The sequence below is a fragment of the Armatimonadota bacterium genome (genome assembly GCA_017303935.1).
GTDB lineage: Bacteria > Armatimonadota > Fimbriimonadia > Fimbriimonadales > Fimbriimonadaceae > JAFLBD01.
In genome coordinates this window covers 280,890-293,109 of sequence record JAFLBD010000001.1, presented here as the reverse complement: position 1 = coordinate 293,109, position 12,220 = coordinate 280,890, and the positions used below count along the sequence as shown (strand labels likewise).

General features: G+C 54.3%; 14 protein-coding genes and 1 tRNA gene. 3 read left to right on the top strand and 12 right to left on the bottom strand.

Features of this window, described 5'->3' with window-relative positions; genetic code table 11:
• Window positions 1–119: 119 nt before the first annotated feature.
• The 5 genes from J0L72_01395 to mgtE form a co-directional block, all read right to left on the bottom strand.
• Window positions 120–194, bottom strand: a tRNA-Ala gene (locus J0L72_01395).
• A gap of 108 nt (window positions 195–302) precedes the next feature.
• Complete coding sequence (locus J0L72_01390) at window positions 303–485, bottom strand: hypothetical protein (GenBank protein MBN8689425.1); 183 nt, start codon at window positions 483–485, stop codon at window positions 303–305.
• Entirely contained in the window at window positions 482–988 is a 507-nt protein-coding gene (locus J0L72_01385; protein MBN8689424.1) for a hypothetical protein, read from the bottom strand. The genes J0L72_01390 and J0L72_01385 overlap by 4 nt, the downstream gene beginning before the upstream one ends.
• Window positions 989–1,094: 106 nt before the next feature.
• Window positions 1,095–3,035, bottom strand: a complete 1,941-nt coding sequence (locus J0L72_01380; GenBank protein MBN8689423.1) for an MCP four helix bundle domain-containing protein — start codon at window positions 3,033–3,035, stop codon at window positions 1,095–1,097.
• An 84-nt stretch (window positions 3,036–3,119) separates the two neighbouring features.
• Window positions 3,120–4,487: a magnesium transporter gene (gene mgtE, locus J0L72_01375; protein MBN8689422.1), complete on the bottom strand. Its 1,368-nt coding sequence runs from the start codon at window positions 4,485–4,487 to the stop codon at window positions 3,120–3,122.
• Between the two features lie 101 nt (window positions 4,488–4,588).
• On the opposite strand from mgtE, the gene J0L72_01370 reads away from it, so the two are divergent.
• From J0L72_01370 to J0L72_01360, 3 genes are read left to right on the top strand one after another with little or no spacing between them, the layout of a single operon-like run.
• A complete protein-coding gene (locus tag J0L72_01370) occupies window positions 4,589–5,206 on the top strand; it encodes a 1-acyl-sn-glycerol-3-phosphate acyltransferase (GenBank protein ID MBN8689421.1) in 618 nt (205 codons plus the stop codon).
• Window positions 5,206–6,063 (top strand): phytoene/squalene synthase family protein, encoded by an 858-nt coding sequence (locus J0L72_01365; protein ID MBN8689420.1) that lies wholly within the window; start codon window positions 5,206–5,208, stop codon window positions 6,061–6,063. The genes J0L72_01370 and J0L72_01365 overlap by 1 nt, the downstream gene beginning before the upstream one ends.
• A gap of 10 nt (window positions 6,064–6,073) precedes the next feature.
• Window positions 6,074–6,916 carry a hypothetical protein gene (locus J0L72_01360; protein ID MBN8689419.1) on the top strand — a complete coding sequence of 281 codons (843 nt, stop codon included), beginning with the start codon at window positions 6,074–6,076 and terminating at the stop codon, window positions 6,914–6,916.
• Here the strand turns inward: J0L72_01360 and J0L72_01355 are convergent.
• The 7 genes from J0L72_01355 to J0L72_01325 are packed head-to-tail and all read right to left on the bottom strand — an operon-like array spanning window position 6,894 to window position 12,214.
• A complete protein-coding gene (locus J0L72_01355) occupies window positions 6,894–7,826 on the bottom strand; it encodes a threonylcarbamoyl-AMP synthase (GenBank protein MBN8689418.1) in 933 nt (310 codons plus the stop codon). The two genes, J0L72_01360 and J0L72_01355, sit on opposite strands and share 23 nt — an antisense overlap.
• The gene (locus J0L72_01350) at window positions 7,823–8,632 is read right to left on the bottom strand and encodes a hypothetical protein (protein MBN8689417.1); all 810 of its coding nucleotides are present in this window, start codon (window positions 8,630–8,632) and stop codon (window positions 7,823–7,825) included. The genes J0L72_01355 and J0L72_01350 overlap by 4 nt, the downstream gene beginning before the upstream one ends.
• Window positions 8,633–8,654: 22 nt before the next feature.
• Window positions 8,655–9,146 (bottom strand): hypothetical protein, encoded by a 492-nt coding sequence (locus tag J0L72_01345; protein ID MBN8689416.1) that lies wholly within the window; start codon window positions 9,144–9,146, stop codon window positions 8,655–8,657.
• Between the two features lie 23 nt (window positions 9,147–9,169).
• Window positions 9,170–9,808, bottom strand: coding sequence for a lytic transglycosylase domain-containing protein (locus J0L72_01340; GenBank protein MBN8689415.1), 639 nt, complete (start codon window positions 9,806–9,808; stop codon window positions 9,170–9,172).
• Window positions 9,809–10,228, bottom strand: a complete 420-nt coding sequence (gene fliJ / locus J0L72_01335) for a flagellar export protein FliJ (protein ID MBN8689414.1) — start codon at window positions 10,226–10,228, stop codon at window positions 9,809–9,811.
• Window positions 10,221–11,543: a FliI/YscN family ATPase gene (locus J0L72_01330; protein ID MBN8689413.1), complete on the bottom strand. Its 1,323-nt coding sequence runs from the start codon at window positions 11,541–11,543 to the stop codon at window positions 10,221–10,223. Before J0L72_01330 ends, fliJ begins: the two co-directional genes overlap by 8 nt.
• Window positions 11,540–12,214, bottom strand: coding sequence for a hypothetical protein (locus tag J0L72_01325; GenBank protein MBN8689412.1), 675 nt, complete (start codon window positions 12,212–12,214; stop codon window positions 11,540–11,542). Before J0L72_01325 ends, J0L72_01330 begins: the two co-directional genes overlap by 4 nt.
• Window positions 12,215–12,220 lie beyond the last annotated feature (6 nt).

The window sequence follows — 12,220 nt, the reverse complement described above, 5'->3', positions numbered from 1 at the left end:
CCATCAGTATATGACGAAACCACCAGACACACAAGAAAAAGCGTGCCGAATTGAAACGTACCGGCGAATAACAGTGCAGGAAAGAGGCCTTACCGGCCACGGCTAACAGAAATCAGAATTGGTGGAGGCAAGGGGACTCGAACCCCTAACCCCCTGCTTGCAAAGCAGGTGCTCTCCCATTGAGCTATGCCCCCAAAAGTGCAGCATGCCGGCTTGTCGCCGAACTGCGAAAACCGATTATACCAGAGGATTTATCGGTTCGCAATTCCTATCGCAATAGGGCATGGGCCGAAAGAAATGGATCAGTGGCCGTGCTTGCCAGCGGATTCGGACCCGTGCGAATCTCCACCAGACTTCGATGTGACCGTGCCGTAGCTGGTCCACGGCACTGAGATCCAGATCCATGCGCCGACCAATATCGCCAAGATCAGCCGCTTTAGGACGTCGTAGCGAAAGACCTCGTCCAGAGTGTGGTTCCGAATCACTTTTTGGCTCCAGAAGCGAATTCGGCAGACTCTGCGATCCAAGCTGCAGCATCCACTTTTTGCCACTTTTCGGGCTGAATCACTTCAATCACGCGCTCTGCCGAGGTTGCGGCCAAATCGGCAAAGGTCAGAATGCCCGCATCCCAAAGTTTGCGCTCGAAAACCGGGCCGATGCCGTCGATTTTTTCGAGCCGATCTTTGTGCCGGCCGTCGCTGACCGGTTCTGCTGGGGCCACTTCGTGCATTCCTGCGCCAGATTCCAGTGACTTGAGCTCGGCGCGCAGGCGATCCACTTCCTTGCGCAAGGCGTCTCGCTCGGAGACGATGGCAGGTTCAGCAATCGGAGCACTGGTCTGAGTTCCGGCTGAGGCTTGGTAGGCGGCCACGATATCTTCTTCTGATCGCCGCGCATTTCCGCGTCGCCAAAACAGCCAATCCATCACAAATTGGATCAACCATCCAATGATGATTCCTAACAGCAGCGGGTTCAGTTCTTCGGGCATGGCAAATTCTCTCGGTCAAAATGACTAAAACTATTCTACAACCAAACGAAAAAGCTCGCCAAACCGAAGATCGGTTTGGCGAGCATCAACTGAGCCGGGACTTGGCTTACGCGACCTTGAGGTAATCGCCTCGCGACGATCCTGATTCAAGTTCGAACTTGCTGACGGTCTGGTTAAGCGATTCTGCCAATTGGGCCAAATCGCCAGACATCTGCTTCAATTCTTCGATTGAATTCAGCTGTTCGTGAACCGATGCGCTCATCTCTTCGGCCGAAGCTGCGTTCTCTTCCGAAGTTGCGCTCAATTCTTGAGCGGTGGCTGCGGTCGCTTCGCTAAGTTCATTGACCGATCCGATCTGCGAGAGAACCTCTCCGGAGAGTTTGTTCGCGTGCTGAATCGCGGTCGTGTTCGACTCGACGGCGGCTGCCACCTTCTCGATGTAGCCAACCAATCCAGCGAAGGTCTCGCCCATTTCGATGGCGGCCTTATCAAGTTCGGTGACTTCGTTCTGGGTCGATTCGGTTGCCGACACGGAGTGGGCCACGTCAGCTTGGACGCTCGCGATCAATTCGCTGATTTCGCCCGAGGCCGAGCTTGCTCGTTCTGCCAGCTTGCGAACTTCGTCTGCCACCACTGCAAAGCCTCGTCCGGCATCACCAGCGCGGGCGGCTTCGATAGCTGCGTTCAATGCCAACAAGTTGGTTTGTTCAGCGATATCTTGGATGGTCTTAACGATCTCACCAATCTGTTGTCCCTTTTCACCGAGCGCTCGAACAGCGGTCGATGTTCCATCGATTTGGGTTCGAATTTCGCTGACACCCTTGGTGGTTCGTTCCACATTGGCCACGGCCAATTCCATGCCAACCTTCGTTTCGGTCAAAGCCTCGATCTGTTCGTGAGCTTGACCGGCGACGGTTTCCATCGCCTCCGACATCTGCTGAATTCGATCAGCAGCGGTGGTTGCGTTGTAGGCGAGTTGGCTGTTAGCTTCTGCGATTCGAGTCGTTGCGATCGCGGATTCTTCCGTCGATGCGGCGACTTGGCTCACTGCTTGGGTCAAGCCATTCGAAGATTCTGCAACCTGTGCCGATTGTGCACCGAGCGATTCGCTAGCTGCCATCACGGTTTCGGATGCGGTTTGAACTTCGCGAAGCGCTTCAGAAAGCGATCCTCGTGCAGTCTCGTAGCTTTCGATTGCCAGCGAAACTTCCCCAACAACAGTGTTGAGTGTCTCGCTCAATCCGCCAAACTCGTCCTTTCGATTCACTTCGACCGACTTTGAACTCGGATAAACCTTGTGAGTGAGATTGCCGCTTGCGAGCGACGCCAGACCGGAACGAATTCCTTTGACCTCATTCTCGGTCAAGAAGTCGAGTTGACTTCGGACACTGTTCATTGCACCAGACATGTCCTTCGCCAAGAATCGTGCGATTCCAAATCCAAAGCCGATTGCGAAGATCAGCAACCCGATCGAAATTGCAGTACTTTCTTTAAAGACGCCTTGTGCACTTGTATATTCAGCCTTGGCGACGCGCACTTGCAAGTCAGCGAGCTCCGTAATCTTCCCTGTAAGAGGATCGATCTTTGGGTACATCTCTGTTTCGCGAATCTTATTCAGCTCTTTGATGTTGCCCGACTTCATCAACGATTCGATTTTGTCGGTGACTTCTTTGGCGGCACCTTCCATCGTTTTCGCTTCTTCCACGAGCTTTGCTTCTTCTGGCGTCAGCGAGGTCGATAAGTACTCCTTCCAATTCTTGTCAATAAGAGTCTTAGCATTCGCGATGTTCTCCGCACCTTCAGCAGGAGTAAAACCGCCGAAACACACCTTGTGTGTTGCGTCAACAACGTTGACCGCGTAGGCATCGGAGACAATTTTGAGTTGATTGAGCGGTACAACTCGGTCGTTGTACACAGTCATCAAACCGTCATCCACTTCTTTGATCGAGTGAATACTGTAAATTCCGAGAATCAGGACGACAGCCTGTAAAACCCCAAACGAAACGATCAACTTGCTCTTGATCGATAGATCCTTAAACCACTTCATGCGTTTTCCCCAGCTAGTGAATTCGCGAGTGCGAGTTCTCTACGGGAATTTTCGGCTGAATTTTGGTGATTATTAGGCTTGCGGTCAAATAGGCAATTTTCCGCCGAAAAATGCTTTCACGATCTCAAAATAGATGATCAAACCTGTCGCATCGACAAAGGTGCTGATGAACGGCGCGCTCATCACGGCGGGGTCGATGCCGAGTCGCTTCGCTCCCAGCGGAAGCAATCCGCCGACTGCGGTCGCCCAGAGCACGATGGCGGGGAGCGCACAGCCAATGGAGTACATCAGCGCGGGTTCTGCCCCCCAAAAAATCGACCTCAGCATGCCAGCTAGTCCCAATGAGGTGCCCACGATCAAGGCAGTGAGGAATTCCTTTCTGGCGATCAGCAGCCAATCTTTTGTGCGAACATTACCCACCGCCAGACCACGAGTGATCATCGTCGTGGCTTGGGAGCCGCTGTTCCCACCCGCGCCAAGAATCAGTGGCAAGAAGAATAGATATCCAGCGATTGCGCCGTCGCCACCGTATCGACGCATGACCGAACCCGTGGCCGTCTCAGCGATGAACAGTGCGAAGAGCCAAGGCAGTCGCTTCCAAGCCATTTTTAAGACGCCGATCGACAAGTAAGGCTCCGCATCACCCGAAACCGCACCCAAACTTTCAATGTCGCGGGTTTCTTCTTCGCGCAGAACGGTCTGAGCGTCGTCACCCGTGAAGATGCCAACAATTCGTCCACGTCCATCCAAAACTGGTAGCGCATAGAATCCATATCTCGCCATGGACCGCGCGGAGGCTTCTGCCGTATCGGAGGCATTGCATGTCACAACTTCCTCGCGCATCAGTTCAGACGCTGGCGTCGAAAGTGGCGAGCGGATCGCCTTTCGGAGGCTGAACACCCCGAGCAAGTGCCGATCCTGCGAGAGCACATAGATGTCGTTGACTGTCTCGTACTTTTCATCGGAAGCGTTTCGAATGTCTTCCAACAATTGCGAAACGGTTGTTTCGGGAGAAACTTCAAAGAAGCGCTCGGTCATCAACCGCCCGACGGTGCCTTCGGGATACGCCAGCAATCGTCGAAGCTCTTGCGCGTCTTCCTTTGGAATGATCTCGAGGAGATCTTCAAACCGCTCAGGACCAAGCTCTTCTCGCAGTTCGAGCGCGTCGTCCATCGGCAGCACATCGAGGTAGTGCGCCAAGGCGTAGTCCGGGAGCTCGTTCATGATCTCCCGCGCTGTCTCGGTGGGGAGTTCCACTAAAACATAGCCCGCCACTTCCGGGTCAAGCGCGCTTAGAATCGTGATCGCTTCGTCCGACTGGAGCCGCGACACACCTTCAGCAAGGTCTTCGGGCAAAATGCCTTCTAGCGATTCCGTAATGACGCCAGAATCTTGGTTCCGAACCAAGGACCGCAATTGTTCTACAAAGTTTTCTAGGTCCTTGGTGAGCATAGGTGAGAGTTTACCGAGCTTGGCAACTGTATTGAATCTAGAATCGTAGAGGCATTCTTGTGGGGCAGGAACAAGGGATCGTTGGAAAACTCGTCGGAAAAATGATCCGCAACACCGTCCGGGCTAGATTCCATACGGTGTATTGGAACGAACCGGCGATGCCGCCCGGCCCTGTGATCTTCATTTGCACCCATCACGGCTGGCACGATGGCTACCTGATGTTCCATGCCATCACGAAGCTCAAAAAGGTTTCTGTCGATTGGATTCAAGAGTTCGACAGCTTTCCTCAGTTTGCAAAAATCGGCGGAATGCCCTTTCCTCTCGATCGCCCCGAGGTTCGGTTCAAAACGATCCGAGAAACAATTCGCTTGATGAAAAGTGGGACTTCCCTAGTGCTGTTTGCGGAGCAACAACTGCATCGCCCTCCTGAAATTCTGCCGCTCGGTGGAGCGATTGAACTGATCCAGAAGGCGGTGCCAGACTTGACGCTGATTCCTGTCGGAATTTACTACGAGCTTTCGATGCACGAACGTCCTGAGGCAATTTTGCACTTCGGGGAAGCAATCAAACAGGATCAAGACCCGAGAGATGGCCTCGTCGCAGCGCTGGAAATCGCGCGATCACGTGCTAACATGATTCCTGAATTACCGGTGCTCGTTCACGGTACCAAAGACGTCAACGAACGCTGGGATATGCGTAGTAAGTTTGGAAAGAAGTAATGCCGTTTGCATCCGAATCCGACTTTCTTGAATGCTCCAGGCTCCACCGTAAGTTCGGGACGACTTATTACTTTGCTTCTCGGCGATTGCCCAAGGAAGTGCGCCGGCGGGTGGATGCCGTCTATGGTTTTGTTCGCGTTCCTGACGAATGGGTGGACAATCCTGGAACTCTTTCTGCGGAGGACTCGGCGAACCTTCTGCGGCAGTACAGGCAGGAATTAATGGCCGCGCACTACGGCGTTCCACCCTCCTTTCCTTCGCTGCGCGCCTTTGCCGACGTGCTGCGCGAAACCAAAATTCCGCTCGAAGAACCCACCGTATTCCTGGATGCGATGGAGTCCGATCTGACGGTCAGTCGTTACAAGACCTATGCTGAATTGCAAAACTACATGCGAGGAAGCGCAGTTGCTGTCGGCTTGATGATGCTCTACGTACTCGAAGCCGATCTGACACCCGAAACCATCGAAGGCGCGACCGCTCTTGGAGAAGCGATGCAACTCACGAACTTCTTGCGCGATGTCGGCGAAGACTATGCCCGAGGCAGAATCTACATTCCGCAGGCTGAGCTGGAAGAATTCAATGTCTCCGAGTCGATGATTGCCGGGTCAAACGTGTCGCCTGAATTCATCAGGATGATGAAGTTCCAGATAGATCGTGCGAGGCAGTTATTCGACCGTTCCGATGCCGCAATTCCGATGCTCGGTGAAGAAGTGCGATTTGGCGTCGCGCTCGCTCGCGAGCTCTATTCCAAAATTCTTGAGAAAATCGAATTAAATGGGTACGATGTGCTCAATCTGCGAGCCCGAACAACCCCGCAAGACAAGATGATGGCGGCGTGGAAGCTTTGGGCAAAATAGGCACAACATCATGATCAATTCCCTTTTGCTCAGCCTGATTGTTTCGGGATCGCCCAAGCTCGCTCCCGGCTTATCGAAGCTAGATTTTCAATTCGCAACTGAGAACAGAGAGTGCGTCGTGACCCTTCCACAGGCGATCACTTCTGGCAAAAAGCTCCCGCTTGTCATATTGATTCATGGCTTCACAGGAAATGCCAGGAACATCATGGGCTACTCCGGTTTCGAGAAACTGGCGCAGCGCGAAGGATTCATCTTGATGGCGCCAGAAGGCTATGGCAAGCCACAAGCCTGGAATTGCGGATTTATCAATCTTGGCCGAGCTGGCGTGGATGATCTCGGCTACTTTGGCGAACTGCTCAAACGTGCAAAGTCCGAATATCCCGTTGATCCGAAGCGAATCTATGTCTGCGGGCACTCGAATGGTGCAATGATGTCCGCCGCTCTAGGTGGAAAATACTCCGAAACCATCGCGGCGATCGGCGCCGCTTCCGGATTGGTGGCGAGTGGCCGCACCAAACCTACTTACGTCGATGTTCCGAAGCGACCGGTATCGGCGATCTTCGTACACGGCACCGCAGATAACGTTGTGGCCTACGATCCAAAGGATCAGGCACTCGTTGCTGGAATTTCCGCGCCGGACGCCGCCAAATGGTGGGCCTCAAAGGTAGGGATCAAGTCTCCCCCTGTGGTCACCAAATTGACGAACTATTCCCACACCAGCTATGTGGGAGCCAGGGCGAGCGTGAGCTTCTATAGCCTGACTGGCTGGAAGCACGACTGGAGCAATTCGGCTGGTCCGATCAACACCGCCGAAGTCATGTGGAAGTTCTTTAGGGCAAATCCGAAGCGGTAGCCGCCCGACTCAGACGATCCCAAATCGCGGCCCATTCCGGCTCTTTAGGAGGAGCTTCAACGCGAATTTCGTGCGTCTCGAATAAGTCCGCCTCTGCTAGTGCTGCATAAAATCGGCGCGCATAGGCTACAGCATCCATTGGCATCAAAATTTGCCCCGGTGCCTCCCGATGGAATGAAAGCCCAACTTCTCCCGGCTGAAGATGATGCACGATTCGGACTGGACGCGAAGGGCGATAGTGCTCCTTGGCGGTGCCCGGTGATCGCCGAGAAGCAGAAGAATGAACATCTGGCTCTGAACCGACAACCGATGCGATTTGCGCCGCAGAGACCATTCCCGGTCGTAGGACAATCGGTCGATCGCCAGTGCAATCGACCACCGTCGATTCAATGCCGACTTGGCAAGGGCCTCCGTCAATCGCGTAAGCCACCGATTCCAGAATTCGCGGCTCAAGTAACGTGAGTGAGGTCGGCGAAAGCCTCGTGTATGAATTTGCGCTAGGAGCGGCAACCGGTCCGCCAAACTCGCGAATCAACTCAAAAAAGACTGGGTGTGCCGGGCAACGGACGGCAATTGTGGGTTCATCCGCGGTCAGCAAGTCTGAGACTGTGGACCGTTTTTGGAGCACCAATGTCATCGGGCCCGGCCAAAACGCATCTGCGAGTTGGGCACCAATCTTCGTCCACTGCTCGACGAGTTGATCTGCCATCGTCCGGCCAGTAACGTGGGCGATCAACGGATTTGATGTCGGGCGTCCTTTGGCCTTGAAGACCTTGCGGATGGCGTCGGTATTGCTGGCATCACAAGCCAATCCGTAAACCGTTTCGGTCGGTACCACCACCAACTCGCCAGCCCGAAGAGCTTCTGCCGCGAGCCTAATCGACGCTTTGGAGTCGTCAATCAGATTCATGCGTTCACCGCTTTCAACATGACTTCGGGATCGGGATCGATCTCCCCATACCAGAATTTAAGTGCAACTATTCCCTGATAAACCAGCATATATCGCCCATCAACGGCATGGATTCCGTGCTTGGTCGCGTCACTCACGAATGCTGTCGGTTGCTCGCCATAGGCCATGTCCATCGCCAGCCGAACCGAGCCGGACCATCGAATGTCGATGTGGGAGCCTTGGTGAGAGGCCGAAGTGGCATTAAGCACGACATCAAATCCGTCGGTGTCCGGTGCGTCCAGAAGGCGGGCATTAGAACGGACCTCAGCCAGCATCTTCTCGGCGTTGGCCCTTGAGCGGTTCCAGACGCTGACCTCGAAATTTCCGGTTTCACTCAGCGCAGTGACGGCAGCTCTTGCCGCTCCACCAGCTCCCAAAAGCAATACCCGGTTGCCGGCAGGGATCCCATAATGACGAATGGCGTTTACCACCCCGATCCCATCCGTAGTCGTCCCCTTTCGGTCGCTCATCCGAACCGTGTTGGCGGAGCCGCACCGGCTGGCGAATTCGTCGAGATTGGCCCATTCGTGGACGGCTTGCTTCAGCGGTGAAGTGAGATTGACACCTTTGTAGCCAATTGATTTGAGGTGATTTAGTGCCGGAATGAGTTCAGAAAGTGGTACTCGAATCGCGACGTACCGATCATCAATTCCCAGGTTTGCTAGGGCTGCAGATTGCATTTTCGGCGACCAAGAATGGCTGATCGGATCGCCAAGCACGGCGAGTTCGGCCGTGGGTGCTTCTCTCCAATCGGTTACGGTCGTCATCGCAACCCCAATTTTGACGCAATTAATTGAGTGCGACGCGGGAAGACTGAATTTGAATCTGCTTTGTAATCTTGCTAGCACGCTTTGTGTCCAGCAAAGTGAGAATTGCAGCCGACTTCTTGGCATCCATATTGCGGAGTACTTTAGCTGCAGAAGTATCGTCCCAGTCGGCCAAAATCGCGACGACTTTTGGCGGGTCCATTGATGACCACAGTTCTGCCACCGCTTCTTCTCCAAGGGCAGGGTCGATTCTTTCTGTGGGCTTGGGCTTCTTGGCGACAGGCTTCGGTTTTGTTTTTGGCGCCGGAGCTTCTTTCGGCTTGGTATCCGTGGCGAGCTTTGGGTCTTTTGAGTCGCCATACATCTTGCTGTTGCCGTACATTCCGACCAGCTTTTTCGGCGTGATGCCTGGGATTTTGATCATCCCCATCTTGGCGGCACCAAAAACCCCACCACCGATCAAGATCAGCAGCACGGGAAGAATCAGAATCATCTTGCCTTTGGATTTCGCCATCGCTTAGTTCATTTTCGGCTCAATCATCGCGATTGACCAGTATTTGAGGCGAGAATCCCGTACTTTGACTGCACCTTTTGTACGTAGTTTTGTGTTTCAGCAAACGGCGGAATTCCCCCGTATTTGCGGACATTTCCTGGTCCAGCGTTGTAGGCAGCAAGAGCCGTTGGCAAATCGCCGAACTGATCCAGCATCTGCTTGAGATACTTTGCTCCTCCGTTCAAACTTTGTTGAGGATCGTATGGGTCCGTCACTCCGAGCGCTCTCGCCGTACCAGGCATCAGCTGTGTGAGACCAGCCGCTCCGACCCCGGAGGTTGCCCTAGGATTGAAATTGCTTTCAACACTCACTAGCGCCTCAAGGAGTTGTGGGTCCACCCCGTGCCTTTCTGCCGCCGCTTGGATCATCGGGCGGAAGGTGGTTGCCGAGAGTTCGTTGGTCGGCATCAATTCACCCATGTTTGGTCGCAAAGGTGCGATCTGCCCCGATGCGTTACCTATTGCACCGCCCAGAGCACCTTCAAATTCGGATTGCCCGACCGGAGCGACCGGCGCAAGTGTCGACGAGTTCTGCTTGTCGCGCCCTCCAAGAGAAGAGATTTTTGCTTCCAATTCGGCAATTCGCTGGTTGACACCAGCCGGCCCTAGAGGTAGAAGTCTCATTTACGCCGCTCTCCTTGTGATCGCCCATTCGTCAAGATCGCGCTGCTCGGCTCGCGACGCTTCGAGCTGATATTCTTCCAGTTGCTTTGTTCGCAACTTTTCAATGGCTTCTGCGGACTTTCGCGCCTCGATCCAAGCAAGCTTTGCCGCTTCTTCCTCTTGAAGCAAAATGTCCTGAGCGATTTCAAGATCGCCCCGTTCGCGGTCCAGCCGATCGACATAGTGCGTGAGGGTCAGAAGCGATTCAAGTCCTGCGATCGGACGAGCCAGTTCGATATCCCGCCGAATTCCTAAGTTGTTTATTTCCATTTCAATCTCAATTCTCTTTGACATGGCCGCTTGATACGCAGCCTTGGCTTCTTCCTCCAGTCGTCGCTGATAGTTCAGCACCGACTGCAAGCGAAACCGAAACTTACGCACGAATCAGCGCCTCCAAATCGGTTTTGGTGTTTTGATAATCCGAACCTTCGAGCTTGTCTTGTCGCAAAAACTTGTTGATGCCATCCCACTTTCGAATCGCTTCATCGCTGATAGTGATCGTCCCAGATTTGTAAGCACCGATACTCACCAAATCCTCGACATCGGCATAGGCAGCCAGCAATTCGCGGAGTCGCGCTGCATCCTGAACATGCTCTCGATCGGTCACCATCGGCATTACACGGCTCAAACTGTTGAGTGTGTCAATCGGTGGATAGTGCCCACGGCTGGTCAGCTTTCGGTTCAAAACGATGTGGCCATCCAAAATCGAACGAGCTGCGTCCGCGATCGGCTCATTGGTGTCGTCACCGTCCACAAGTACGGTGTAGATCGCTGTGATTGCCCCTTCAACCCCACATCCAGTGCGTTCCATAAGCCTCGGCAACATGGCGAAAACGCTCGGAGTGTAACCCTTGGTGCTCGGCGGTTCGCCGACGGCCAGTCCGACTTCTCGCTGAGCCATGGCAAAGCGTGTCACCGAGTCCATCATAAACAGAACGTTGAGGCCCTGATCTCGGAAGCTCTCGGCAATCGCCGTAGCGACAAAGCAAGCCTTCACTCGCCGTAGCGCAGGTTCATCGCTAGTGGCGCAGATCACAACGGAGCGATCGAGTGCTTCCGCCAGATCGTTCTCCATGAACTCTCGGACTTCACGACCACGCTCACCGACCAGGCAGATCACGTTGACGTCGGCAGTGCAGTTTCGCGCGATCATGCCTAATAGGGTGGACTTTCCAACCCCCGATCCCGCGAAAATGCCCATTCTCTGACCAACACCCATGGTCAAGACACCGTCAATCGCTCGAACTCCTGTGGAGAACGGTTCTTGAATCATCTTTCGGTCAAGCGCGTTCGGTGGAGAGGCTTGGACCGGCGTCGTACTCGAAGCATCCACCGGACCTTTTCCGTCCAGCGGGTTTCCAAGTGCATCGAGCGCTCGTCCGAGAAGCCCGTTGCCAATCGGCGCGCTCAGAGTTTGGGCGAGGCTCTTGACCAAGCATCCTGCCCGAACGCCTACCATTTCCCCGAGAGGCATCAGGAGCGTCCGAGAATCTCTAAACCCGACAACTTCGGCGAATAGTTCTTGGCCTTCGCCGACTTCGATCGTACAAACATCGCCGATGTGTACCGCCGGGCCTTCGGCCTCGATCACCAAGCCAACAATCTTGGTCACCCGGCCAAAATGGCGGTGAATCGGAGCGTTGCTTGCGCGATTCTTCAACGCGGAAAACTGTGGATCGACTTCGAGCTGAATCATGCGGCCTCTCCGTCGAGTAGCTCAAAAACCGTCTCAAAAGTTGCGTCCACAGAACCGGATTCAGATTCGATGATGCACCCCCCTTCGATCGTTGGGTCTGCGACGACAACCAGTCGGTCCAGGCCTTGAATGCTCTTGAGGAACGGCTCCAATTGATCGCTGAGAATCTTCGCACCGGGCGCATTGAGCCGAACTTTGACCCCCTTTGCCTGGCGAACTTCACCAATTCCGGTTCGAACGATCTCCAAAATCTGCTCAGGATGAAGTTCTAACTCGCGGTCCATGATCCGTCGAGCAATGGTCGTCGCGACTTCCGCGACTGCGCTCTCAGCCTTCTGGAACCAGTGCGCCAGAGCGGTTTCGATAGCCTCGTTCGCCTGCTGAAGCTCCTGGCGATACTGCGCCATGACCAGATCAAGCTCTGCCTCGTGCTTCTGGATGGCCTCAAGCCGCCCAAGCTCCAGACCTTCTTGATGACCAATCGCCTTGCCCTCGATAACGCCTTTGGCGTAGCCGGACTCAAATCCATCCGATTCGGCTCGCCGCTTTAGCTCCGCTGCTTCTCTTTCGAGTTGTTCTCGCGGCGTGACTTTCTTGCGGCTGCCGGAATCACCGGGCATTTGCTGAAAGACATGAGTGCCCGAGCTAATCTGACCTTCCCCATTTTTCAAGATCCT

Coding starts and splice junctions, on each gene's coding strand:
- J0L72_01345 (MBN8689416.1), bottom strand. CDS start 9,146: ATGGCGAAATCCAAAGGCAAGATGATTCTGATTCTTCCCGTGCTGCTG.
- J0L72_01365 (MBN8689420.1), top strand. CDS start 5,206: ATGCCGTTTGCATCCGAATCCGACTTTCTTGAATGCTCCAGGCTCCAC.
- J0L72_01355 (MBN8689418.1), bottom strand. CDS start 7,826: ATGAATCTGATTGACGACTCCAAAGCGTCGATTAGGCTCGCGGCAGAA.
- mgtE (MBN8689422.1), bottom strand. CDS start 4,487: ATGCTCACCAAGGACCTAGAAAACTTTGTAGAACAATTGCGGTCCTTG.
- J0L72_01330 (MBN8689413.1), bottom strand. CDS start 11,543: ATGATTCAGCTCGAAGTCGATCCACAGTTTTCCGCGTTGAAGAATCGC.
- J0L72_01340 (MBN8689415.1), bottom strand. CDS start 9,808: ATGAGACTTCTACCTCTAGGGCCGGCTGGTGTCAACCAGCGAATTGCC.
- J0L72_01360 (MBN8689419.1), top strand. CDS start 6,074: ATGATCAATTCCCTTTTGCTCAGCCTGATTGTTTCGGGATCGCCCAAG.
- J0L72_01370 (MBN8689421.1), top strand. CDS start 4,589: ATGATCCGCAACACCGTCCGGGCTAGATTCCATACGGTGTATTGGAAC.
- J0L72_01380 (MBN8689423.1), bottom strand. CDS start 3,035: ATGAAGTGGTTTAAGGATCTATCGATCAAGAGCAAGTTGATCGTTTCG.
- J0L72_01385 (MBN8689424.1), bottom strand. CDS start 988: ATGCCCGAAGAACTGAACCCGCTGCTGTTAGGAATCATCATTGGATGG.
- J0L72_01350 (MBN8689417.1), bottom strand. CDS start 8,632: ATGACGACCGTAACCGATTGGAGAGAAGCACCCACGGCCGAACTCGCC.